This window comes from Photobacterium minamisatsumaniensis, from assembly GCF_050336695.1.
Taxonomy (GTDB): domain Bacteria; phylum Pseudomonadota; class Gammaproteobacteria; order Enterobacterales; family Vibrionaceae; genus Photobacterium; species Photobacterium minamisatsumaniensis.
Map to the genome: position 1 here is coordinate 115,153 of NZ_JAKJSI010000013.1, position 25,429 is coordinate 140,581.

Annotated in this window: 21 protein-coding genes; 12 read left to right on the top strand and 9 right to left on the bottom strand. The window is 46.2% G+C overall.

The features are described 5' to 3' along the window. Positions 1-26 precede the first annotated feature (26 nt). The gene (gene lpdA / locus L4D78_RS05450) at positions 27-1,454 is read left to right on the top strand and encodes a dihydrolipoyl dehydrogenase (RefSeq protein ID WP_428465988.1); all 1,428 of its coding nucleotides are present in this window, start codon (positions 27-29) and stop codon (positions 1,452-1,454) included. Positions 1,455-1,620: 166 nt separating this feature from the next. On the opposite strand, the gene L4D78_RS05455 is transcribed toward lpdA, so the two are convergent. Further along, the gene (locus tag L4D78_RS05455; protein ID WP_428465989.1) at positions 1,621-3,537 is read right to left on the bottom strand and encodes a methyl-accepting chemotaxis protein; all 1,917 of its coding nucleotides are present in this window, start codon (positions 3,535-3,537) and stop codon (positions 1,621-1,623) included. A 159-nt stretch (positions 3,538-3,696) separates the two neighbouring features. Here L4D78_RS05455 and L4D78_RS05460 point away from each other — a divergent pair, with 159 nt between their 5' ends. Both L4D78_RS05460 and acnB read left to right on the top strand, forming a co-directional pair. Continuing rightward, positions 3,697-5,916, top strand: a complete 2,220-nt coding sequence (locus L4D78_RS05460; RefSeq protein WP_428466083.1) for a patatin-like phospholipase family protein — start codon at positions 3,697-3,699, stop codon at positions 5,914-5,916. Positions 5,917-6,159: 243 nt separating this feature from the next. Next, complete coding sequence (acnB, locus tag L4D78_RS05465) at positions 6,160-8,757, top strand: bifunctional aconitate hydratase 2/2-methylisocitrate dehydratase (RefSeq protein WP_428465990.1); 2,598 nt, start codon at positions 6,160-6,162, stop codon at positions 8,755-8,757. A 90-nt stretch (positions 8,758-8,847) separates the two neighbouring features. Here acnB and L4D78_RS05470 read toward each other — a convergent pair whose 3' ends face one another. The 4 genes from L4D78_RS05470 to L4D78_RS05485 all read right to left on the bottom strand — a co-directional run bounded on the left by L4D78_RS05470 (position 8,848) and on the right by L4D78_RS05485 (position 13,232). Continuing rightward, positions 8,848-9,303 (bottom strand): DoxX family protein, encoded by a 456-nt coding sequence (locus tag L4D78_RS05470; protein WP_428465991.1) that lies wholly within the window; start codon positions 9,301-9,303, stop codon positions 8,848-8,850. Positions 9,304-9,523: 220 nt separating this feature from the next. Continuing rightward, a complete protein-coding gene (locus L4D78_RS05475; RefSeq protein ID WP_428465992.1) occupies positions 9,524-10,660 on the bottom strand; it encodes a glycerate kinase in 1,137 nt (378 codons plus the stop codon). Positions 10,661-10,671: 11 nt separating this feature from the next. Beyond that, positions 10,672-11,937 (bottom strand): GntP family permease, encoded by a 1,266-nt coding sequence (locus tag L4D78_RS05480; RefSeq protein ID WP_428465993.1) that lies wholly within the window; start codon positions 11,935-11,937, stop codon positions 10,672-10,674. A gap of 158 nt (positions 11,938-12,095) precedes the next feature. Next, complete coding sequence (locus tag L4D78_RS05485; protein WP_428465994.1) at positions 12,096-13,232, bottom strand: sugar diacid recognition domain-containing protein; 1,137 nt, start codon at positions 13,230-13,232, stop codon at positions 12,096-12,098. Between the two features lie 122 nt (positions 13,233-13,354). Between L4D78_RS05485 and L4D78_RS05490 the strand changes: the two genes are divergently transcribed. From L4D78_RS05490 to L4D78_RS05515, 6 genes are all read left to right on the top strand, one after another. Next, entirely contained in the window at positions 13,355-13,723 is a 369-nt protein-coding gene (locus L4D78_RS05490; RefSeq protein ID WP_428456717.1) for a YacL family protein, read from the top strand. A gap of 192 nt (positions 13,724-13,915) precedes the next feature. Further along, a complete protein-coding gene (locus tag L4D78_RS05495) occupies positions 13,916-14,254 on the top strand; it encodes a P-II family nitrogen regulator (protein ID WP_036832809.1) in 339 nt (112 codons plus the stop codon). 26 nt (positions 14,255-14,280) lie between these two features. Beyond that, the gene (locus L4D78_RS05500; RefSeq protein ID WP_428465995.1) at positions 14,281-15,510 is read left to right on the top strand and encodes an ammonium transporter; all 1,230 of its coding nucleotides are present in this window, start codon (positions 14,281-14,283) and stop codon (positions 15,508-15,510) included. Between the two features lie 222 nt (positions 15,511-15,732). After that, positions 15,733-16,746 (top strand): Fe(3+) ABC transporter substrate-binding protein, encoded by a 1,014-nt coding sequence (locus tag L4D78_RS05505; protein WP_428465996.1) that lies wholly within the window; start codon positions 15,733-15,735, stop codon positions 16,744-16,746. A gap of 175 nt (positions 16,747-16,921) precedes the next feature. Then, the gene (locus L4D78_RS05510) at positions 16,922-18,550 is read left to right on the top strand and encodes an ABC transporter permease (protein ID WP_428465997.1); all 1,629 of its coding nucleotides are present in this window, start codon (positions 16,922-16,924) and stop codon (positions 18,548-18,550) included. Then, positions 18,550-19,590 carry an ABC transporter ATP-binding protein gene (locus tag L4D78_RS05515; protein WP_428465998.1) on the top strand — a complete coding sequence of 347 codons (1,041 nt, stop codon included), beginning with the start codon at positions 18,550-18,552 and terminating at the stop codon, positions 19,588-19,590. Before L4D78_RS05510 ends, L4D78_RS05515 begins: the two co-directional genes overlap by 1 nt. Positions 19,591-19,662: 72 nt before the next feature. On the opposite strand, the gene L4D78_RS05520 is transcribed toward L4D78_RS05515, so the two are convergent. Beyond that, complete coding sequence (locus tag L4D78_RS05520) at positions 19,663-20,256, bottom strand: TetR/AcrR family transcriptional regulator (RefSeq protein ID WP_428465999.1); 594 nt, start codon at positions 20,254-20,256, stop codon at positions 19,663-19,665. Between the two features lie 225 nt (positions 20,257-20,481). Here L4D78_RS05520 and hpt point away from each other — a divergent pair, with 225 nt between their 5' ends. Continuing rightward, entirely contained in the window at positions 20,482-21,015 is a 534-nt protein-coding gene (hpt, locus tag L4D78_RS05525) for a hypoxanthine phosphoribosyltransferase (RefSeq protein ID WP_428456711.1), read from the top strand. A 54-nt stretch (positions 21,016-21,069) separates the two neighbouring features. On the opposite strand, the gene can is transcribed toward hpt, so the two are convergent. Beyond that, positions 21,070-21,735 carry a carbonate dehydratase gene (gene can / locus L4D78_RS05530; protein ID WP_428466000.1) on the bottom strand — a complete coding sequence of 222 codons (666 nt, stop codon included), beginning with the start codon at positions 21,733-21,735 and terminating at the stop codon, positions 21,070-21,072. 214 nt (positions 21,736-21,949) lie between these two features. Between can and L4D78_RS05535 the strand changes: the two genes are divergently transcribed. Both L4D78_RS05535 and L4D78_RS05540 read left to right on the top strand, forming a co-directional pair. Next, positions 21,950-22,891, top strand: a complete 942-nt coding sequence (locus L4D78_RS05535) for an ABC transporter ATP-binding protein (protein ID WP_428466001.1) — start codon at positions 21,950-21,952, stop codon at positions 22,889-22,891. Beyond that, positions 22,888-23,658: an ABC transporter permease gene (locus L4D78_RS05540; RefSeq protein WP_428466002.1), complete on the top strand. Its 771-nt coding sequence runs from the start codon at positions 22,888-22,890 to the stop codon at positions 23,656-23,658. Before L4D78_RS05535 ends, L4D78_RS05540 begins: the two co-directional genes overlap by 4 nt. Positions 23,659-23,725: 67 nt before the next feature. Here the strand turns inward: L4D78_RS05540 and panC are convergent, their stop codons facing one another. After that, positions 23,726-24,601, bottom strand: a complete 876-nt coding sequence (panC, locus tag L4D78_RS05545) for a pantoate--beta-alanine ligase (protein WP_428466003.1) — start codon at positions 24,599-24,601, stop codon at positions 23,726-23,728. A 9-nt stretch (positions 24,602-24,610) separates the two neighbouring features. Next, complete coding sequence (gene panB, locus L4D78_RS05550; protein ID WP_428466004.1) at positions 24,611-25,405, bottom strand: 3-methyl-2-oxobutanoate hydroxymethyltransferase; 795 nt, start codon at positions 25,403-25,405, stop codon at positions 24,611-24,613. Positions 25,406-25,429 lie beyond the last annotated feature (24 nt).

The following is a 25,429-nucleotide window of genomic DNA, read 5'->3' on the forward strand; positions in this document are numbered from 1 at the left end:
GATATAAGACTTACAACGAGGTCATGATGAGTAAAGAAATTAAAGCCCAGGTAGTGGTGTTGGGTTCAGGCCCTGCAGGTTACTCTGCGGCGTTCCGTTGCGCAGATTTAGGTCTGGATACAGTCCTAATTGAAAAATACAGCACACTTGGTGGTGTATGTCTAAACGTGGGTTGTATCCCATCAAAAGCTCTGCTTCACGTAGCGAAAGTTATTGAAGAAGCAAAAGCTATGGCTGAGCACGGTGTTGTTTTCGGCGAACCACAGACAGACATCAACAAAATCCGTCTTTGGAAAGACAAAGTAATTACCCAGCTAACTGGCGGTCTTGGCGGTATGGCTAAGATGCGTAAAGTTAACGTTGTTAACGGCTACGGTAAGTTTACTGGTCCTAACACTATCGTGGTTGAAGGCGAAGACGGTCCAACGACTGTTAGCTTCGACAACGCGATCGTTGCGGCAGGTTCTCGTCCTATCGAGCTACCATTTATTCCGCATGAAGATTCACGTATCTGGGACTCTACTGACGCGCTTGAGCTGAAAGAAGTACCAGAGAAGCTACTTGTTATGGGTGGCGGTATTATCGGCCTAGAAATGGGTACGGTTTACCACGCGCTAGGTTCTCAGGTTGATGTTGTTGAAATGTTCGACCAAGTGATCCCTGCTGCAGATAAAGACATCATCAAAGTCTTCACTAAGCGCATCAAGAAGAAATTCAACCTGATGCTAGAGACTAAAGTAACAGCTGTTGAAGCGAAAGAAGATGGTATCTACGTTTCAATGGAAGGCAAGAAAGCACCTGCTGAGCCGACTCGTTACGATGCTGTACTTGTTGCTATTGGTCGTGTACCAAACGGTAAACTTCTTGACGCTGAAAAAGCGGGTATCGAAGTTGACGAGCGTGGCTTCATCAACGTTGATAAGCAGATGCGTACTAACGTAGCTCACATCCACGCTATCGGTGATATCGTTGGCCAGCCAATGCTTGCGCACAAAGGTGTGCATGAAGGCCACGTTGCTGCGGAAGTTATTTCTGGTAAGAAGCACTACTTCGATCCTAAAGTAATTCCTTCAATTGCGTACACTGAGCCAGAAGTTGCGTGGGTTGGTAAGACTGAGAAAGAAGCAAAAGCTGAAGGTATCAACTACGAAGTTGCGACTTTCCCTTGGGCTGCTTCTGGTCGTGCAATCGCCTCTGACTGCGCTGACGGTATGACGAAGATGATCTTCGACAAAGATACTCACCGCGTGATCGGTGGTGCTATCGTTGGTACTAACGGTGGTGAGCTACTGGGTGAAATCGGTCTAGCGATCGAGATGGGTTGTGATGCCGAAGATATCGCGCTAACTATCCACGCACACCCAACGCTACACGAATCTGTTGGTCTTGCTGCTGAAGTATTTGAAGGTTCAATCACTGACCTTCCAAATGCAAAGGCTGTTAAGCGTAAGTAATTACGTTTTTCGACCTAAGAAAAAAGCGCCTAAGGGCGCTTTTTTTATATCTTGGGCATAGGAAACAACGTGCTTTTGGGATTAAAAATACCCCATTAAATAAGAGAGTCTAAGCTCCCTTTTCTATTACTATCAAATCAATAGCGATCGAAGCGTGGTGTATGCGCTACAGCTTGAATGTGCCAACCATGCCATCAAGGCGCTTAGATAGCTCACGCAGTGCTTGGCTGGCGCTTGCCAATTCGGTTGCAGTATCAGCCGTACGCTGGGTCGTTTCGTTGATCTCTTCAATATTGCAGTTGATATCGGTCACCACTGTAGATTGCTCTTCAGTCGCGGTTGCCACTTGCGTATTCATATCGGAAATCAGAGTGATACGATCTGAAATTGAAATTAATGCGCCAGACGCCTCATCGGCTGCAGACACCCCTTCATTGCTCAATTGGCGACTGTGAACCATTGCGCTGACTGCATCACTTGCTTCTTCTTGTAAACGATTGATCATTGACTGGATTTCGTCAGTTGAGTCGGCGGTACGGCTTGCCAAGCTCCGTACTTCATCTGCGACCACAGCAAACCCTCGGCCTTGCTCTCCGGCGCGAGCGGCTTCAATGGCAGCGTTTAATGCGAGTAAATTGGTTTGTTCCGAGATCCCGCGAATAACATCCAGAATACTACCGATGGCTTGCGTGTTGTTTGCGAGTGAGCCAATCACTTCACTCACCTTTTCTACGTCATTCGATAGTTGGTTAATCGTGTCACGAGCTTGGCCGACAACATGCTGACCACTCTGGGTTTCTGATTCGGCATTATGTGCCGCTTCTGCGGCATAGGCGGCATTGCTGGCTATTTCATTGACCGTTGCGCCCATTTCATTGATGGCGGTAACAACCTGAAGTGTGCGGTCTCGTTGGCTATGGCTGTTATCCAGTGTCGCTTGTGCTTGGGAAGCAACGGATTCTGCGGCTTCGCGTAGTGAGTTACCGGTTTCCGCGACCTCTTTGACAGAGTAGTGGATTTTACCAATAAAGCTGTTAAAGCCTTCTGATAGCTGTGCAATTTCATCATTGCCTTTAATGTCGATGCGATGGCGAAGATCGCCGTCACCTTGACCCAAATCTTTAAAGATATGCGCTAGGCGTTCGATTGGACGGGTAATATTACTGCCGAGCCAGATTGCCAGTAAAACAAACAACACCGCAATCGCTGCAGTCCATAGCATGATTTGTTGACGGGCAGTGTTTAGTTCAGCAAAGGCTTCTTCAAGCGGTAATTCAGCCACTACGTACCAATCCATTGAAGGGATGTAAGTGGTGGCGATCAGCGTTTCTTGGCCGTTTAAGTTGGCCTGAGTAACGTTAAAGTCGCCTTTATATAGCAGCTTTTGGGCATACTCAGTGCCATATATGGCCGCTAAGTCACGCTTACCCATAAGGCTGTTGTTTTTATGGAGGCGGATCAATCCATCGCTATCTGCAAGGTAAACAAAACCGGTATCTTCAAGCTGGAATTGGTTTACAAAGCGGACCATTTCATCCATGGACTTTGATAAGCCAGCCATGCCTTTGCCATTGAGTTGTTGATAATTTATAAAAAGTTTTACTTCGCCATTGGCTTCACGGAAGATACTCAGTGATTGTGCTTGGCCACTTTGGGTAAAGCCGTAGAACCAGCCATCTTGTTGTTGGTTAAGGCGACGAAGAAAACCGTTTTGGTTCCAGTAATCCCCGGTAGAGCGGTCGGCAACAGAGGCATCAAAAAGGCGATATTGATTTTTAATGTCGTTCAGCTGTTGCGTGATTTGTGTTTCTTCTGCAGCAGTACGCTCAGGGGTATACATTTGAGTAATAAAGCGATTAGTCGCAAGTTGCTTGGCAGCTTCCTGCATCAGCGATACTTCTTTATCAATGTTATTGCGGATTTGCATTAAAGTGGCAGGGAGTTCTGACTCCAATAAGCGGTTCTCGACGACTTCTCTTGCTTGTTTTTGACTGATCACGCCAACGAGTAAGGTTGAAGCAAGTACTGCGATAACTATCGCTAGGATAAGCTTTTGCTTTATAGTGAATTGATTGAGCTTCATAATTCTTTTCTGCTAAAAATTAATAAATGAACGTGTTACCCGTTCTTGGATATATTCAGAATGACTCGACGATTGTCCCCAGTTCGAACCATTAGGTGGCTATGTTATCTGCCAAGCTATTGCATAACTTTAGTGAGAAAGATCACTTTTTTGCATTTAGTGTCAATTATCAGCTCCGTTTCAGCGCCTGTATTTGCATCCGAAGCCCCCAAAATTGGTGTGGTACTTAGTGGCGGCGGGGCCAAAGGTGCTGCTCATGTTGGGGTATTAAAAGCACTTGAAGAGCTTCAGATCCCTGTCGATTACATTGTGGGTACCAGTATGGGGGCTTATGTTGGTGGTCTTTATGCCACAGGTATGAGTGCCAGCGAAATTGAAGCCTTACTCACCACGGTTAACTGGGAAGAGGGCTATCAAGATCGGGTTAAGCGGGGCGAGCGGCGAGTTCGTGATAAGCAGCAGGAAGACCGATTTCAATTTACGGGTGAAATTGGCTTTGATTTATTGCAATTAAAAGTGCCTCGCGGGTTTGTGCAAGGGCAGACGATGGGGGCAATTTTAAGGTCAACGTCTGGTAATTTGCCTGCTTTCAACAGCTTTGATCAGTTAGCCATTCCTTTCCGCGCTGTGGCGACCGATATTGAGACGTTAACCCCGGTCATTATTGACCAAGGCGACTTGGCAGAAGCAATGCAAGCCAGTATGTCAATTCCAGGGTTGCTGCCCCCGATGGAGCTAGATGATAAATTGCTGGTTGATGGTGGGATCACCAATAATCTGCCAATTGATGTCGTTAAGGCGATGGGTGCAGATATTGTTATTGCGGTGGATATCAGCAATGATTTCAAAACTAGGGACGAGCTGAATAATTATTTTTCGGTCATGGATCAACTTACCGATTTTATGGTGAGGGATAATGCGGATCGCCAAATTACCGAGCTTACTGATCAAGATTTTTTGATTCGTCCCAATATTCGCGGTATCAAAACCACTGATTTTTCCCGTATGCCCCTGGCATTAGAAAGCGGTTATGTTCATACCTTAAACATGGATGATGGGCTTGCTTCGTTGGGCGGAGCATCCGCATTCCAAGCTTATATTGAGCGAAAGCAACAGCGTCGTCGTGGGCTACGCTACCTTGATGAGATCAATATAGACAACATTACCTTAGTGAATAACAGCACCTACTCTGATGATGTGTTATTAGAGCGGTTACAGTTAGAAGCTGGCAATGAAATATCATCTGAAGAACTGGCGGACAGTGTTCGTAGTCTGTACGCCCTTGATCGATTTGAGCGTGTGGATTACCGGATTGAGCATCAAGAGGGTGAAAATAACATCTTATTAGAGGTGAAAGAGAAAAGTTGGGGCCCTAATTTTATTGATTTACGTTTCGCCATTGAAGATGATTTCGAGAATAGCACCGATTATTCGTTGGGGCTGGCGTTTAATGTTACCGGGCTGAGCCGAGCTGGTGCGGAGTGGCGGACAGAGCTGGAGTATGGCTCTGATAGTCGCATTGCGACAGGGGTATATCTGCCATTCGTTAAAAACCAAAACTTTTTTAGCCTACTTTCGGCTGAGTATACAATTGCCGATAAAAACCTACCGCTGCCTGATGATGAGCCAAGCCTAGAGGATATTGACCTGTTCATTCCAGCAACGTATACCGATATGATCTTTGACGGTTCTTTTGGCTGGCAACCGGAGTTGTGGCATGAATTTCGTTTTGGTGCACGGTATATTATTGGTGAAACCGAGTTTCAGGGAATATTGAATATCGGTACCGATAAACGCGAAAGCCGAGTTGCCTACATTCGATATAACCTCGATACGCTTGATGACTTTATGCTGCCTAAAAGTGGTAACTATCTCAAACTCGAGATGGCGGCCTCAGATGATACTCTACGTAGCCTTGGTCAAGAGTATGATGACGTTTCATTGCGTTATGATGCTGAATGGAAAGGGGCTTACACCATAGGGCGTCATACGTTGGTGGGAACGGCGGAGTATGGCAGGGTCGAATCAGATCTCGATTTAAGGCTCGATCCCAAAGAGATTGGTGGCTTCCTTAACCTTTCCGGTATTCCGAAGAATAGCCTCGCGGGAAATAATAAAATATTTACTGCCGGCATTTACCGTTACCACCTAACGGATACCGATTTTGGTCTGTTCAATTCATCTATCTACATTGGTGGCTCGATCGAATATGGCGGTGTGTATAACGATATTGATCTGAGCTTCGATGACATACCGCTATATACAGCAGGTAGTTTATATACCGGGATCACTACTCCTTTTGGCCCTCTACTTTTTGCTTATGGTCGAACAGAACAAGATAACCAGGCTTTTTATGTCTTCTTCGGTGGTGCTTTATAGAAAGGTTATTACCAGATAAACACGATTTTATGCGCATTTTGTGAATGTTGTAAAAGTCGGGCGGATTTTAATTTTAAGTTAAAAATGGTATGGTGTTTGAACGGTTTTGGTCTCCTTTGCCTTATTTTGGTTCGTGTTTGTGATGAATGAAGCAGCAAACCGTGCTGATATGAGTGATAGGGGATCAATCACTTCCAAGGATGTTTAGTTAATAAAAGCTAAACCAAAAATGAGGAATATGTCGTGCTTGAAGCCTACCGTAAACACGTCGAAGAGCGTGCTGCAGAAGGAGTTGTCCCTCAGCCATTAAATGCTGAGCAGGTTGCTGCTCTCGTTGAGTTGTTAAAAACACCGCCAGCGGGTGAAGAATCTGTACTGCTTGATCTGTTAGAAAATCGTATTCCCCCTGGCGTAGACGAAGCCGCTTATGTCAAAGCGGGCTTTCTTGCTGCAATCACGACGGGTGATGCCATTTCCCCTATCGTAAGTAAAGAAAAAGCAGCAGAACTGCTTGGCACCATGCAGGGTGGTTATAATATTGAACCACTTATCTCTCTGCTTGATGATGCTGAGCTTGCACCTATCGCTGTAAAAGCACTATCGCATACTTTGCTGATGTTCGACTCTTTCTATGATGTCGAAGAAAAAGCAAAAGCAGGCAATGAATTTGCCAAGCAAGTGATCCAGTCTTGGGCTGATGCCGAGTGGTTCTTATCGAAGCCTGCACTCGCAGAAAAAATCACGCTAACTGTCTTCAAAGTCACGGGTGAGACTAACACCGATGACTTATCGCCAGCACCTGATGCATGGTCTCGCCCTGATATTCCACTTCATGCTTTGGCAATGTTGAAAAATGAACGTGAAGGTATTGAACCAGATCAGCCGGGTTCTATTGGCCCGATCAAGCAAATTGATTCGTTAAAAGAAAAAGGCCATCAACTCGTTTATGTGGGTGATGTAGTCGGTACCGGTTCCTCTCGTAAATCAGCGACTAACTCTGTGCTGTGGTTTATGGGGGATGATATCCCGAACGTACCTAACAAACGTGCTGGTGGTTACGTACTTGGCGGTAAAATTGCGCCAATCTTCTTCAATACGATGGAAGATGCTGGTGCATTGCCAATTGAAGTTGATGTCACTGCACTAAACATGGGTGACGTGATTGATGTTTACCCGTTTAAAGGTGAAGTTCGTCGCACTGATAGCGATGATGTTGTTTCAACGTTTGAGCTGAAAACTGACGTACTGATTGATGAAGTACGTGCTGGTGGCCGTATTCCGTTAATCATCGGACGTGGTCTTACCGATCGCGCTCGTCAGTCACTAGGTCTTCCATCATCGGATGTCTTCCGTCGCCCAGTTGCGGTTGAAGATACAGGTAAGGGTTACACCTTAGCCCAGAAGATGGTCGGTAAAGCATGTGGTGTTGAAGGGGTTCGTCCAGGCACATATTGTGAGCCGAAAATGACCACGGTTGGCTCTCAAGATACGACTGGGCCGATGACCCGTGATGAGCTAAAAGACTTAGCTTGCTTGGGCTTCTCTGCTGAATTGACTATGCAGTCGTTCTGTCACACCTCAGCTTATCCTAAGCCTATCGACGTAAATACTCACCATACATTGCCAGATTTCATTATGAACCGTGGTGGTGTATCGCTGCGTCCGGGTGATGGTGTTATCCACTCATGGCTTAACCGTATGCTACTGCCTGATACCGTAGGTACCGGTGGTGATTCACATACCCGTTTCCCGCTAGGTATTTCATTCCCTGCAGGCTCTGGCTTGGTGGCCTTTGCTGCTGCAACTGGCGTGATGCCACTTGATATGCCGGAATCTATCCTTGTTCGTTTCAAGGGTGAGATGAAAGAAGGTATTACCTTGCGTGATTTGGTTCATGCCATTCCGTATTACGGTATCAAGCAAGGGCTGTTAACGGTTGAAAAAGCAGGCAAGATCAACGAATTCTCTGGCCGAGTACTGGAAATTGAAGGTGTTGAGCACTTAAGTGTTGAGCAAGCCTTTGAGCTGTCTGATGCGTCTGCCGAGCGTAGTGCTGCGGGCTGTACGGTTAAGCTATCGCCAGAATCGATTTCTGAATACCTAAGCTCAAACATTGTGATGCTGAAGTGGATGATCTCTGAAGGCTATGGTGACCGTCGTACGATTGAACGTCGTATTACTGCAATGGAAGAGTGGTTGGCTAACCCAGAATTGATGGAAGCCGATAACGACGCTGAATATACCCATGTGATCGAAATCGATTTGGCTGAGATTAATGAGCCAATTCTATGTGCGCCAAATGATCCAGATGACGCACGCTTGCTATCTGATGTTCAGGGTACGCAGATTGATGAAGTGTTCATTGGTTCTTGTATGACCAACATTGGCCATTTCCGTGCGGCGGGTAAGTTGCTTGAGAAGTTTGGCGGTACTCTCGATACGCGTTTGTGGGTGGCTCCGCCAACCAAGATGGATAGAGATCAGCTAACCGAAGAAGGCTATTACAGCATCTTCGGCAAAGCAGGGGTACGTATTGAAACCCCTGGGTGTTCATTGTGTATGGGTAACCAGGCGCGTGTTGCAGATAAGGCTACGGTAATGTCGACATCGACCCGTAACTTCCCGAACCGCTTAGGTACAGGGGCGAATGTTTACCTGTCGTCTGCTGAGCTTGCTGCAGTTGGTGCGATCCTTGGTCGAATTCCGACTAAGGAAGAGTACCTTACGTACGCGCAGCAAATTGATGCGACAGCGGCAGATACTTACCGCTACCTCAATTTCCACCGTATGGAGCAGTACACCAAAAAAGCTGATGATGTGATTGTTCAACAACCCGCATAAGCTTATTGATGTGAACGCTTAAGTTGATCAAAAACGCCTCCAGATTGGAGGCGTTTTTTATGGTTGATTTATATGTTATCAATCAATTGTTTAAGCCGTTTTAAGATCTTGCTTTTGTTTGATGCGTTTTTTCAGCCAAAAATGCTCTAGGCTAAGTCGTCCACCACCTTGGATCATTAATGTCAGGTAAACCAACGCATAAATGAATGCGAGCTCTGCGCCAGCCCAACCTTTTAGCATGCCGATTGAATAAGCTGCAATGCCCATCGTAAACAGTAATACCAACGCACTTAGGCGTGTCATTGCGCCCAGCAGTAAAGCAATAGAACCCAGAACTTCTGCCAACATGGCAAGCACAAGGCTCGGGGTACTGCCAATCCCAAGCGGATCGATGAACGTAGGAGCCAGTTCACTAAAGTTCATTACTTTACCAATGCCGTGGGTCAGCATTGCACCACCAATCGCAAGGCGAAGTAAAAGCAGTAGTATATCTTCAAGTCGGTGTGAGCCATTACGGCCAGTAAGCAGAGAGAGTAATTTATTCATGGCTGCACTCCTGTGAGTTTCAGGGTTATAAGGGAATGATTCATCGCTTTAGCTAAACATAATTAGACGGTTGACGGGATGACTCTAACCTGAATATTGCGGATAAAAGTGAGCTGGAAGTAAAGATCGTGACATCGATCGAATGCAGCGCGGAAGGGATATGGCACAGATAAAAAAAGAGGCAGCGATGCTGCCTCTTTGATAACAACTTAATTCTAGACTAGCGTTTAGCCAACATCATCACAGCAGCCACATTTCGTGCGGTGGCTTGTACATTGAATGCAGCCCCGTCAAGCGCATCTTGTAGTGTCATTGCGCCCGAAACGACACTGAATGCGGCATCAATACCGTGGTCATAAACCACGTTACAGTCATTCGACAGGCTACCAGCAATACCGATCACCGGCACATCGAATTGCTTAGCGGCACGGGCAACACCAATGGGGGTTTTACCGTGGATGGTTTGGCTGTCAATACGGCCTTCACCGGTGATCACCAAGTCAGCATCAGATACTATCTGTGAAAGGTTCACTGCATCCATCACAATCTCGATACCAGGGCGTAAACTGGCGTCGAGTAAGCCAAGCAATGCCGCGCCAAGTCCACCAGCTGCACCGGCACCTGAAGTGTTTTTGATATCGCGGCCTAGCTGAGCCTTGATAAGGTCTGCGTAGTAGGCGAGATCGGCATCAAGCTGTTCAACCATTTCTGGTGTCGCCCCTTTTTGCGGGCCAAATATATGTGACGCACCTTTCGGGCCACACAATGGGTTATCAACGTCACATGCAACTTCGAGTTTAATTTGGCTAAGGCGAGGATCGACACCGCTATTATCAATGGTTTTGATTTTAGCCAGCGCCTCGCCGCCAAAACCAACATCGTTCCCCTTTTCATCAAGCAGACGAATACCTAATGCTTGCGCCATGCCGATGCCGCCGTCATTGGTTGCACTACCGCCAATACCCACAATGATATGTTCAACACCGTTATCGAGTGCAGCTTTGATCAATTCACCCGTACCAAATGTTGTGGTTTTTAGCGGGTTACGTAGTGCGGGTTCAACAAGGTGTAAACCAGACGCTGCCGCCATTTCAATGATTGCTGTTTTGCCATGACCCATTAGGCCATAGAAACCATTAACTTGCTCACCGAGGGGGCCGGTTACCGTACACTCGACAATATCACCATTGGTTGCATCCACCAGTGACTGCACTGTACCTTCACCGCCGTCAGCCATTGGCAGCTTGATGTATTCAGCATCAGGTAGCACTTGGCTAAAGCCAGCTTCAATTGCGCTCGCCACTTCCATGGCTGTTAAACTTTCTTTGTACGAGTCTGGAGCAATAACAATTTTCATAGTTCTATTCCTTAAACGAAGAAGCCAAATACACCGAAGATAAGGGTTGAAACAACAGCAATTAATAAACCGACTGCAGATTCATAAGGGATTAACTTAAGACGCTCTTTGATATCCATGTGAACAGCGCCACCCGTCGCATGGAAGAAGCTACCGTGTGGCATGTGGTCAAGCACTGTTGCACCAGCATGGATCATTGCGGCACCCGCAAGTGCGGGTACACCCAACTCAAGGATGGTCGTACTAAATACGCTGGCAGCAACAGCAGTACCCGCTGTTGTTGAAGCGGTCGCTAATGCCATCATCGAGCCAGAAATAGGTGCCAATAGGTATGAAGGCAAACCGGAGGCGGTAAGCATATCAATCAAGCCGTCTTTCAGGCCGGAGTTCGCGATGATCCCAGCGAGTGTACCTGTACCTAATAGCATGACAGCAACAGGTGCCATTCGAGTCAGGCCAGATACGGCAAAATGGTTTGTGTCACGGAAACGGCCCATAACCATTGCTCCCACAAGGCCACCAAGTGGTAGGGCAATTAGAGGGTCGACATTGATGTCAGCAATAGGGCGTAGCGCAAGTAATGCGATGGCAACCAGTGGCGCAACGATAGCAGCACCAAATTTTGGCAGGCGGCTATGATCGACGGCAACCACTTCGTGTTCTTGGACTTTACTGCCTTTGTTAACCAGCTTCTTCGCAATGAAGTAGGCGAAAGCCATGCCAAATAAACCTGGAATAACACCTGCAGCCATAACCGAGGTTAGCGGGACATTGAATGCATCTGCAGCAGCAATGGCATTGGGGTTCGGTGACATGATGTTACCCGCTTTACCACCGCCAACCATTGCCAGCAAAATCGCCATTTTGGACAGGTCGGCGCGGCGGGCAATCGCAAGGGCAATGGGTGCGACTGTAATAACAGCAACATCAACAAATACGCCGACAGCCGTCAGGATCATGGTGGCAACAGCCAGTGCCAGTAATGCACGGGTTTCACCGACCTTTTTGACAATGGTTTCAGCGATGGACGTCGCGGCACCCGATTCAATCAATACACCAGCAAGCACACCTGCGGCAAGGATTCGCAGGACGGCAGTAACGATGCCTTGAGCACCCCCAATCATCAGGTTCACTGTGTCAGTGAGTGAGACACCACCCACAATACCCCCGACAAGGGCACCAATGATCATGCCATACGCTGGCGGGACTTTTTTAAGGATCAGGCTAATGGCCACAACGAGAGCAGCCAATGCCCCCAGTGTTGATACTTCTACCATGTTTTTTATTCCAGGGATCAGAGAAAAAGGATACGTCAAAAAACTTTGCTGATATGGAATGTACTGCGACTCGCAGTGTTTAGCTTTAGGCGAGGCAACAAAAAGAAGTCACTACTGCGTGACTATTTTGTGCGGCTGCACAGTTTTTGTTTTTCAGCTTAATTAATTAAGGCAAGGTACAAGCGAGTCTTGTCGCTTATGTTATTGAAATAAAGGCCGGTTTCTTGCTCTATACGGTCAAGGCGATAGCGGAGTGTATTACGGTGAACATGCAGTGATTCACATGTTTGAGCTAAGTCACAATTCTGCGCAAAATATGCCTGCAGCGTTTTCAATAGGGTGCCGCGCGGATCGCTCTGTTGCAATTGCACTAATGGTTGCTTTAATTGTTCGTAGCGCCACGGGTCTTGCCTTAGGCCGCTCAGCAGCACAGGTAAGATGTGATCTTGGTAAAACAGGACAGTATCATCGCTTGTTGCCGATTCTAACGTTGCTTTGGCGGTGTGATATGAACGAGCAAGTCCATGAAGTCCTGTGAAATATTCCCCCAGTGCTATTTTGATAGAGAAGTGACTTTCTTTTGCGACGCGGCGCATGAGTTTATTGACGCGCTTGAGTTCAAGTTCGCGTGACCAGCCTTCTTTCGTCAAGTGGATAGGCTTTAACACCACAATCTCATTCATTGAGACAGAGGTGATCCCTACCAGGTTGTCACGTTCAGGATGCTCAAGTAAATGCACCATGCGCTGCAAGTGCTCAAGGGATAGGTTTTCACCTTTGGAAGGGCTAACTTTTACGATAGCGGCAATGCGAGGTTGGGTAAGATCCAGTGAGAGTTTCTGTGCAATGGATAGCAATTGTGACTCATTGAGTTCACTGCCACGGATCAACTGGAGAACCAATTCCTCTTGGTGGCGTTTATTCCATTGTATCTGTGACATAAGGGCTTCTTGTTCGACAATAAGCTCTGCTGTCATTTTCACCAGTTCACCGTAACTACGCACGTCAGTTGGATCCCCTGAGATCCCAACGACACCAATGGTTTGTTGCTTGAAGCGGATCGGAAGGTTAATGCCGGGTTTTACGCCTTTGAGTTGTAGGGCTGTCGCAGGATCAATTTCAACCACTCGATTATCATTAAGAGCAAGAATTGCCCCCTCGTGCCGCTCATTGAGTCGAGAGGGATCGCCCGAGCCAATAATACGACCGTATTCGTCCATAACATTGACGGAATGGTTAATGATTTTCATTGCACGCTCGACGATTTGTCGTGCGATAGTCCCATTGAGTTGCATTTCTATTTTAGATCCTGACAATGTGCGCTTCGCTTACGCTAATTACCGACAGTAATAGCATGTATCGAACCAGTTTATCACCATCGGGATCAGTATGTTCGGCATTAATCAAGAGGGTAGCTATGGATTACGATTTTAAGAAAAATACCTTGGATGGTAGCTATCACGCCACGTTTTCAATGGGCCATGAGGCGTTGGGTCGCTGGCTGCTTGAAGAGATAGGCAAAAATTTTGAACGCATGGATGAGGTGATGTTCCAGCTTGGTGCACTTAAAAATAGCACACAAGAATGGCGCTTAATTGGCGATGAACTCACTTTGACCCTGCAAGATAATGAAGCGTTGATACAAGCTAATTTCTTGTTTTCACAAGACGATACTGAGCTGGAAGATGATTTTGACTTCTACGATGAAGAGTCTTTAGCACTGTGTGGCTTTGAGGATTTTGAGTTGGTATTGCAAGCTTGGCGGGCATTCGTTACGCGTTTTTAATTATTGGCGCGATCTAATCGAATAAATGCTTCCTTTTAGTGAAAGGGCTGCACCTTACTGGTGCAGCCCTTTTGTGTTTTTAAAGGAGGATTTTATTAAACCACTGAAAATAAAGAATTAAAAAAGTTGGCACGTTGCTTGTTTGTTAAATAACCATAACGGGAAGGAACTTCGTATATTGGGGAGCAGGCAATGAAACTAATCAACGCAATAATCAAACCATTCAAACTCGATGATGTTCGCGAAGCATTAGCGGATGTAGGGGTCGAAGGGATGACCGTTTCTGAAGTCAAAGGATTTGGTCGTCAGAAAGGCCATACCGAATTGTACCGAGGTGCAGAATATCAAGTGGACTTCCTACCGAAGGTCAAACTAGAGATAGCGACGCAAGCTGACAACCTTGATGCCATTGTTGATGCGATTTCAAAAGCGGCACAAACCGGCAAAATTGGTGATGGCAAAATTTTTGTTTATGACCTAGACCATGCTGTACGTATTCGTACCGGTGAAACCGATTTAGAAGCTTTATAAGAATAAGATGAGTAGGGGATGAGATTATGGAATTAACAACAACCGTTACAGAGTTGCGCTATGCACTCGATACTTTTTTCTTTTTGATATCTGGCGCACTGGTAATGTGGATGGCAGCAGGCTTTGCCATGCTAGAAGCTGGTTTGGTTCGCTCGAAAAATACCACTGAAATCCTAACCAAGAACTTTTGTTTGTATGCTATCGCCTGTACCACGTATTTAGTGGTCGGTTATAACATTATGTACGTCGGTAACTCCGAAGGTGGCTGGCTACCGTCGATTGGTGCATTAATCGGCACGCAAGCTGAAGGTGCAGACCATTCACTTGAGTCAGACTTCTTCTTCCAAGTTGTCTTTGTTGCAACCGCGATGTCTGTGGTTTCAGGTGCGGTAGCAGAGCGCATGAAGCTGTGGTCATTCCTGCTCTTCTCGGTGGTACTAACGGCCTTTATCTATCCAATGGAAGGATACTGGACATGGGGTGGTGGTTTCCTATCAGAAGCTGGATTTAGTGACTTTGCTGGTTCTGGTATTGTTCATATGGCTGGTGCAGCAGCAGCGCTAGCTGGTGTATTGCTACTGGGTGCTCGTCGAGGTAAATACGGCAAGAATGGTGAGATCTATCCAATCCAAGGCTCAAACATGCCACTTGCAACACTGGGTACCTTTATTCTATGGCTTGGTTGGTTCGGCTTTAATGGCGGCTCGCAGCTAATGCTTTCTGATTTTGAAAACGCAACTGCGGTAGGTCAAATCTTCTTGAATACTAATGCCGCCGCTGCTGCGGGTGCCATTGCAGCCTTAGCGGTATGTAAAACGACATGGGGCAAAGCGGATCTGACCATGATTTTGAATGGTGCACTGGCAGGTTTGGTCGCAATTACTGCAGATCCTCTTTCGCCTTCACCGTTAGCCGCTGTTGGTGTCGGTGTTATCGCTGGTGCCTTGGTTGTATTTAGTATCATCGGCCTAGACAAAATTAAAATTGATGATCCAGTAGGCGCAATATCAGTACACGGTGTGTGTGGTTTCTTCGGCTTAATGGTCGTTCCGTTTAGCAATGCTGATGCGACCTTTGGTGCGCAATTACTCGGCGCTGCGGTTATCTTTGCTTGGGTGTTTGGTGCGAGCCTTGCTGTGTGGGCTGTATTGAAATACACCGTAGGTATCCGTGTAAACGAAGAAGAAGAGCTAGCTGGAATGGACTTACATGACTGTGGTATCGATGCTTACCCTGAGTTTGTCAGTGTGAAATAAGCATGTTTATCGACCAAGGAATGCGTTGGTTGTATTCATCATGTGATTAGGAAATTAGTAACATACATCCAGTTCACATCTTTTAAAGAACGCCACTTGTTAGTGGCGTTTTTTTTCTTTTTATTGTCTTTGCGCATTGTTTTACAGAGATGCCACAGTATAATTGCAGTGATATTGATAAGTGTTATCATTACAATTACATTTTGCGTTAAGGGAAGAATAATGAAAAAGCTGTTGGCATCGGCAATCCTATTTGGTCTGGCTGCTCCTCAAGCGGCTATGGCGGCTGAAGAAGTAAATGTTTACTCATACCGTCAGCCTTTCTTGGTTGAACCAATGTTCAAAGAGTTTACTCAAGAAACGGGCATTAAAGTAAACGTTATGTTTGCGAAAGACGGTTTAGCAGAAAAGCTTCAGCAAGAAGGTCAATACAGCCCAGCAGATGTCGTGCTAACAACAGATATTAGCCGTTTGGTTGAACTATCTGACAAAGGCTTAGTTCAAGCTGTCGATAGCAAAACTATTGACCAAAATGTACCGGCTCAATACCGTGACAATGAAGATGAGTGGTTTGCACTAACGTTACGTACGCGAAATGTTTACTCATCAAAAGATCGTATTGGTGCATTGCCGGCAGAGTTCGATTACATCGATCTCGCGAAACCTGAGTGGAAAGGTAAAATCTGTACGCGTTCAGGTAAACATGCATACAATATTTCGTTGGTTTCTTCGATGATCGCCCACTACGGCGAAGCAGAAACTAAAGAGTGGCTAGAAGGCTTCAAGGACAACCTTGCGCGTAAGCCACAAGGTAATGATCGCGCTCAGGTGAAAGCCGTTAAAGAAGGTCTATGTGATCTTGCGGTGGGTAACAGCTATTACCTAGGTAAGATGGTTAATGACGAGAAGCAGAAGTCTTGGGCTGAAGCGGTTGTGATTAACTTCCCTGGTCAAAAAGCCAACGGCACACATGTTAATGTCAGCGGTATGGCGATGGCTAAGTACGCACCGAACCAAGACAGTGCGCTGAAGTTAATGGAATTCCTAACTGGCGATACAGCACAACAAATGTATGCTGAAGTTAACTACGAATACCCAGTTAAAGACGGTGTTAAACGCTCTGAGCTAGTAGCATCATGGGGTGACTTCGATGCCGATGAACTGTCTCTTGATAAAGTCGCAGAATATCACAGCGCAGCAATCAAGCTTTTAGATGAAGTGAAGTTTGATCTATAAGTTTTTACAAAAAAAGGGGCTAAACGCCCCATTTTTTGTTTAAAGCCCAGTACTTTTTCCAATGAGTTGTGGTAGCTTCACTCCTTAATAATTAAAGGGTTTTTATTGTGCTTCTGGCATGGTAGTGAGGCCGTGGTAACACAGTCTGATCGCAAAAAGTACTAAGTAGTAGGCAATGAAAGAAAAATTTATGTTCTGGCAGACCAGCGGCTGGGGGCTTTCCCTATTGCTGGTTTTGCCGATTCTAGCTATTTTTTATACCGCAATGGGCGCGTCAGATGAGGTGTTTGCACACCTCATGGGCACCGTCATGCCAACTTACACCATGAATACGTTCTTGCTGGTGGGGGGGACATTGCTGTTATCGGTGATTTTTGGCCTTCCTGCGGCTTGGATCATGGCGATGTGCCGTTTACCGGGAGAGAAAGTTTTACAGTGGGCATTGGTGCTCCCTCTCGCTATGCCCGGCTATATCATTGGCTATATCTACACCGACTGGTTTGACTATGCTGGCCCTGTCCAAATCCTGCTTCGCGATGTATTTGGTTGGCAAACGGTGCAAGATTATTGGTTCCCCAATATCCGTTCTTTGGGAGGAGCCTGCTTTGTCTTGGCGTTAGTACTCTATCCCTATATCTATTTGTTGGTACGAGCTGCTTTTATGGAGCAAAGCACCAGCTTGCTGCAATCCGCCCGCTTATTGCGTTGTTCACCGTGGGACAGCTTCCGCCGGATCTCCTTGCCTTTAGCTCGACCTTCTATTGCGGTTGGTTTGTCATTGGTGGCGATGGAAACGCTGGGCGATTTTGGTACGGTGAGCTACTTTGCCATCAATACATTGACGACTGCGGTTTATGATACATGGCTAGGTTACTCTAACCTCAATGCTGCAGCGAAAATCTCTGCGATTATGTTGATGGTTATTTTCTTATTGATCAGTGCAGAGCGGTTTAGTCGTCGAAAGCAAAAGCTTTTCCAGCAAGAGTTCGAGCATGGTGATGATATTCGTTACACCTTGACCGGTGGCAAGAAAATTGCGGCTCTGGTTTGGTGTTGGGGGTTAGTGGTGATGGCTTTCTTGCTTCCTCTTGCACAATTAAGTTACTACGCTTGGCACTACTTCGGTGAGAGTTGGACGAGTCAGTTCCAGCAATACAGTATTAATAGCCTGAAGGTTTCGCTTATTGCGGCAATCTGTGCTGTGATTTTGGCACTCATCGTCAACTTCTACCGCCGTCTTGATGGCCGTAGCATGACGGCGATACCGCTACGCATTTCGTCTATGGGCTATGCCGTACCGGGAACCGTGCTAGCGATTGGCGTCATGATCCCACTGACCAGTGCCGATCATTTATTAAATGATTTTACTATAGCTCATGGACTTGGTCGTCCTGGTTTGATTTTCTCTGGCACTATGTTTGCGATTATCTTTGCCTTTGTCGTTCGTTTTGCGGCGGTGGCGATTGGTAGTATCGAGAGTAGTCTTGCGAAAATTCCCCCATCGCTGGATATGGCGTCAAAAACCATGGGATATGCCTCTTTACCAATGTTGCGTCGAGTGCACTTACCCTTAATTCGCCGTGGCTGCCTGATTGCCGGACTACTGGTGTTTATCGAATCAATGAAAGAGTTGAATGCGGCCTTGTTGTTGCGTCCATTTAATTTCGAAACACTGGCCACTTATGTATTTAACTTCGCATCTGATGAGCAGCTTGAGCTAGCCGCACTCCCTGCGATTTTATTGGTTTTCGTTGGCCTGATCCCTCTGGTTATCGTAAACCGTTCTTTGGAGCAGAAACACTGATGAATCATGCATTATCTGTAACTAACCTGACGTGTAAATATAACGGTCAGGCGGTGCTGGAGAATCTATCACTGCCAGTCAAAGACAATGAAATCGTCTGCTTATTGGGGGCGAGTGGTTGCGGTAAGACAACGCTGTTAAAGGCGATAGCAGGGCTGTTGCCACTAGAGAGTGGCGAAATTAGTATTAACAATCGTACAATCGCCGATAGCACGACATGGCTACCGCCCGAAAAACGTAATATCGGGATGATCTTTCAAGACTATGCGCTATTTCCCCACCTGACGGTGGCTGAGAATATCGCTTTCGGCTTACGAGATTGGGACAAAGCGCGAGTGACGGCAAAAGTTCAGGAAATGCTGACACTTGTGCATTTAACAGGGCTTGATACGCGTTATCCACATCAACTTTCAGGTGGGCAGCAGCAGCGTGTGGCAATTGCGAGGGCTTTAGCCTGTGAACCTGATTTAATTTTACTTGATGAGCCTTTCTCGAATATTGATACACAGGTTCGACATGGGCTTATCAAAGAGATCCGCCGAATTTTTAAGGCACAAGGCGTGACAGCGATTTTTGTTACGCATAGCCGTGAAGAAGCGTTTGCTTTTTCTGACCGTATGGCGGTGATGAATAATGGCGTAATTGAGCAGTTTGGTAGTGCGACAGAATTGTACTATCAACCAAGCAGTCGCTTTGTGGCTGAATTTCTTGGCACAGGCTCTTATTTGCCAGCACAGGTTACCGGCACCGGGAGTTTGACGACACCTTTTGGTGCGATTAATGTCAGTAACGACTTACCTTACGAGCCCGAATCGAAGGTCGAGTGGATGCTTCGCCCGCAGAACTTAAAGTTAAAGCTGGAGGTTAACGGGTTAGGTACGATCACCGAACGACTGTTTATGGGTGATAACTGCCGTTATACCGTTGACTATCAAGGGCACAGTTTGATTGTGAATTCACATTTGATTTTAAACGTGGGTGACAAGGTGGCAGTGGAGCTAGAACCGCACGCGCCTGTGGTATTTGCTACAGCAAGTTAAGCCTGAAGGAATGCTCTTCAGTAAACAACAAAGGCCGGTATTTTACCGGCCTTTGTTGTTTGTGCGGTGAGGCTAATGACGAGGCAATAGTGCACGGATATGGGTATCAGCCTGTGCTTGCATTTGTTCGCCGTTAGGAGAGATATTGGTTTGTAGGTACAGTACATAGAACAAACCTTGGAATTGCCAAGCTTGTTCTTTGGCAGAAAGTGACGCGTGTGGTTCAGCTTGTTCAAACAATGCAGTGAAAAGATCGAAGTTTTTCTGATTACTGCTGGTGAACAAAGGCCAAATTTCATCGCGTACCGAGGTACTCCATTCAAACCATACTTTTACCCAGTCCTGCTGCTCAATCACATCATCGATTAAACGATAGCAAAGTGTTGTGAGCTGGCTTTCAACAGGTTGTGTAGTATCAAGGCTTTCTTTCAATAACTGGTGGAAGTGAGCTTCTACCTGAGAAAGTACCTGCTCAACTAATGCTTCTCGAGTTGGGAAGTAGTTAAAGACCGTCGCCACTGAAACATTCGCCATGTCTGCAATATCGGCATGACCGGCACGGCCTATGCCACGACGAGCGAAGACTTCAAGCGCGAAGTCAAGCAGTTGTTGTTTCCTCTTTTCTGGAGAGAGACGGGTTCTGGTTTTCTTTACGATCGTATCCATATCGCTTATTCCCTAGCTTTAAAGTGTTTGTTTTACTTATGATTAGTGATTATCAGATAACTTTACAGGAGCAACAGGGTGTATTCAAACTGCTTTTACTCAATGTGTGTCATATAATTGACAGAAGCGATAAAATAACTATTCGCATCAATGAGTGTTAGAATAAGCGTCCATTTTACCGTAGGCCGACAGGCGACTGGTGTAGTCGTTCTGATGGAGATAAAGATGAAGCATACAGTTGAAGTATTGATTTCTGAGCAGGATGTTCAGGCACGAGTAAAAGAGCTAGGACAGCAAATTACCGAGTGTTATAAAGACTCGGATGATCTGGTAATGGTTGGACTGTTACGCGGTTCATTTGTATTTATGGCTGATTTGGCACGTGCGATTGATCTTCCTCATGAAGTCGACTTCATGACTGCATCGAGCTATGGCAACACGATGGAGAGTAACCGTGATGTTCGAATCCTGAAAGATCTGGATGACGATATCAAAGGTAAAGATGTTTTGCTGGTAGAAGACATTATTGATACGGGTAATACCTTGAATAAGGTGCGAGAAATCTTGTCTTTACGTGAACCAAACTCAATTCGTATTTGTACGCTGCTTGATAAGCCTGAGCGCCGTGAAGTTCACGTTGATGTTGATTGGTATGGCTTTGTAATACCTGACGAGTTTGTCGTTGGTGTGGGTATCGATTACGCACAGAAATACCGTCACTTACCATTTATCGGCAAAGTGATCCCGCTAGAAGGTTAATCTTTCTTAGTTGTAAAAAAAGCGACCTAAGGTCGCTTTTTTTATGTCAGAGCGTTAGCTAAGGTTTTTCTCTAATTTAGGTAGAATGTCACTCATTGCCGATTGGTAGCTGATCTCGAGTGATTCGCGGCTTGTTGCTGTTACCCCAAGATCACGTAAAACGCCATTACCAATACCGTAGATCCAGCCATGGATCTTCACCTGCTGTCCTCGCTCCCAGGCTTGTTGCATAATCGTGGAGTTACCCAGGTTGTAGACCTGTGAAGCAACGTTGATTTCACACAGTTTGTTATCCCATTCCTCGCGGGCTAGCTGACCAAGATCGGAGCGGTGTTTTAAGTACAGATCGCGAATGTGTAATAGCCAGTTGTTGATCAGGCCAAGTTGTGGGTTTTCGATAGCTGCCGTTACACCCCCACAGCCATAGTGACCGCAAACAATGATATGCCTGACTTTCAATACGTCTACAGCGTATTGAACAACGGACAAACAATTTAGGTCGGTATGTATAACTTGGTTGGCTACATTTCGGTGAACGAAGAGTTCACCGGAGTCGAGGCCAGTTAAGCGCTCCGCGGGAACGCGGCTATCTGAACACCCAATCCATAAATATTCTGGGTGCTGCGCTTTTTCGAGATGGGTAAAAAACTCTGGCTTTTCTTCCTTGATATTTTCAGACCAAGAAACGTTATTTGCGAATAGCTGCTTAATATCTGCCATGATAATGCCTTTATTTGATACATTCGTATACCAAAGGAGTAGTGATTGAAGTTGGCACTTCAGATTACTCGTTGGGTACGACCAATTCACATATGTATCAGCACTAAATGATAAGATTGATAAATATGAAAACCGGCTTCACTATACACAAGTTGGCTGGCTAGCAAATCGGAGTAGTCCTCCGGTGAAATTTCTAACATAAAGATCGCATTTTATGAACGCATTGGAAATAAAAAATTTAAACAAAACCTATAAAGGTGGCGTTAATGCACTGAAAAACATGAGTCTATGTGTTAAAGAGGGCGATTTTTTCGCGCTACTAGGCCCAAACGGTGCTGGTAAATCAACCACAATTGGCATAATTAGCTCATTAGTAAATAAGTCTTCGGGCTCTGTTAATGTTTTTGGCTATGATCTTGACCGACAAAAAGTCGAGGCGAAGAAGCAATTGGGATTGGTGCCACAAGAGTTCAACTTCAATCCATTTGAAACGGTTGAGCAAATTGTTGTTAACCAGGCTGGTTATTACGGCGTTGATCGTCCTCTCGCCAAAGAGCGTGCTAAAAAGTATCTTTCACAGCTCGATCTATGGGGAAAGCGCAATGATCGTGCCCGTACGTTGTCTGGGGGAATGAAGCGCCGCCTTATGATCGCACGAGCGCTGATGCATGAACCTAAGCTACTGATACTGGATGAGCCTACTGCAGGGGTTGATATTGAGCTTCGCCGCTCAATGTGGGATTTTCTGCGTGAGCTCAACCGTCAAGGGGTCACCATTATTCTAACGACTCACTATTTAGAAGAAGCGGAAATGCTGTGTCGTAATATCGGGATCATTAATAATGGTGAACTGATTGAAAACACCTCAATGAAAGCACTCTTGGGTAAGCTGGAAGTGGAAACCTTTATTCTCGATATTAAGTTGAATGGCAACAAGCCTGAACTTGACGGGGTGCAGTGGAAATTACCTGATAATCACACCTTGGAAGTGGATATTAATAAGGGTGGGAGTCTTAATCATGTTTTTTCCCAGCTAACACAACAGGGCATTGATGTGATATCGATGAGAAACAAGGCCAACCGTCTGGAAGAGCTGTTTGTTACCCTCGTAACCAATAGTAAGAGTGTGAATTCAGGACAAGGAGCGCAATCATGAATCAGCAGTATTGGGTTGCCTTCAAAAGCCTGATCACCAAAGAAGTGAATCGCTTTGCTCGTATTTGGGTACAAACAATGGTGCCACCCGCGATCACCATGACATTGTATTTCATTATTTTCGGTAACCTGATCGGCAGCCGGATTGGTGAAATGGGCGGCTTCAGCTACATGGAGTATATCGTGCCTGGCTTGATCATGATGTCGGTGATCACTAACTCATATTCCAATGTCGCTTCATCATTTTTCAGTGCAAAGTTTCAACATAACATTGAAGAGCTACTTGTTGCGCCTGTTCCTAACTACATCATTATTGCGGGTTTTGTAGGTGGTGGTGTATTACGTGGCTTAGGCGTTGGTTTGATCGTTTCTGTTGTCTCATTGTTTTTTGTTGATTTGCAAATTGCCCACTTTGGTGTGATTGTCGCGACAGTGTTTATGACATCAGTGGTGTTTTCGTTGGGCGGCTTGATCAATGCGGTATTTGCCAAGACCTTCGATGATATTAGTATTATTCCGACCTTCGTACTGACACCGCTGACTTACCTTGGCGGGGTGTTTTACTCATTAAGTTTATTGCCGGAATTCTGGCAAGGCGTGTCGAAGCTGAACCCAATTGTCTACATGGTCAATGCGTTCCGCTATGGCTTTCTTGGCGTGTCTGATGTGGGTATCGGTACCTCGTTTGCTGTGCTTGGGATGTTTACCGTCGCCTTGTATGCCGTTGTATTTTTCTTGATATCACGTGGTATCGGATTGCGCTCGTAACCGGAAATGATCCCTGAAACTAAAAATCCCAGCCGAAGCTGGGATTTTTTTCAACGGTAAAGGGCGGTTATTCCTCTGTCGCCGTTGATGGTGGCGTAAGCTCAACAACTTGATTATCAATCAAGCGGGCTTTTCCTAAGATCGCCGACATCAAAATCACAGCTTGCTGTGTTTCTTCAGTTACTGCTTGCAGGCTGTTGGCATCGCGAATATAGATTTCATCCGGTTGTAGCCCAGCGGCACGCAATTGGTCATTGGCATCGACAATGATCTCTGAAAGGTCGTTACGGCCACCACGCATTTGGCTGCTGATCCAGCGCATTGTGCGGGCAAGGACTGGTGCGCGTTGACGCTCGTCAACCGTGAGGTAGCCATTACGAGAGCTCATCGCAAGGCCGTCCATTTCACGTACGGTCGGTACGCCAATGACCTCTATATCCATCGCCATGTCGATAACCATTTGGCGGATCAAGGCAAGCTGCTGGTAATCTTTTTCACCAAAGCAGGCGACATCCGGCTGAACAATATTGAACAGTTTGGTGACGACGGTTGATACGCCTCGGAAATGGCTTGGACGTAATGCACCTTCTAGCATGGTGGATAAGCCTGGTACATCAACACATGTTTGACGATCAAGGCCATCTGGATACATGATTTCAGGTGTTGGTGTAAACACCACTTCAACAGCTTCACCGTTTAACTTAGCCAGATCATCTTCCATCGTACGTGGGTAGCTGTTCAGATCATCTGCTTTGTCAAACTGCATTGGGTTGACAAAAATGCTGACTACAACCACATCCGCGTGTTCGCGTGCTTTGCGAACCAGCGTCAGGTGGCCTTCGTGTAGGTTGCCCATGGTTGGAACAAATGCAATGCGGCGGCCTTCACGGCGCCAGCTGCGGATCTGTTCTCTTAACGGGGCAATCTCGGCGAATGTTTGCATTTTTATTCCTTATTCAAAGGTATGTTCTGGGCCAGGGAATGTGCCGGCCTCGACATCTTCTAAGTATTTAGTGACAGCTGCACGCATCTCGCCAGTTTCTGCCAAGTAGTTTTTGGAAAAACGAGGCATATAATTTGCTGAAATACCGAACATGTCATGCATGACAAGGATTTGCCCATCGGTGACATTACCTGCACCAATACCAATCACGGGGACTTCTACGGCCTTCGTGATGCGTTCTGCAAGACTTGCTGGTACACATTCAAGCAAGATGATTTGTGCGCCTGCATTTTTCAACAGGATAGCATCTTTTACCATCTGCTCAGCGTGGTCAGAGTCACGTCCTTGCACTTTATAGCCGCCAAAAATATTGACTGACTGAGGTGTTAAGCCTAGGTGGGCACACACAGGTACCGCACGTTCAGTTAACTTCGTGACGGTTTCAGCAAGCCAAGCGCCGCCTTCCAGTTTCACCATGTTAGCACCAGCACGCATGAGTTCGGCTGCGCTCTCACAAGCTTGCTCTGGGGTGCTATAACTCATAAACGGCATATCGGCCATTAAAAGTGAGTTCGGGCTACCAGCGCGTACACAGCGTGTGTGGTAGGCAATATCTGCCACACTGACTGGTAAAGTATCTGGTTTACCTTGTAATACCATTCCCAATGAATCGCCCACAAGCATAACAGGCATACCCTGTTGCTCGAAAAGCTGGGAAAAACTCGCATCATAAGCGGTTACAGATGCAAACTTACGACCTTCTTGCTTCCATTTCATTAGGTCGTTAATCGTGATTTTTTTCATTTTCTCTCCCTTAATACCGAAGCA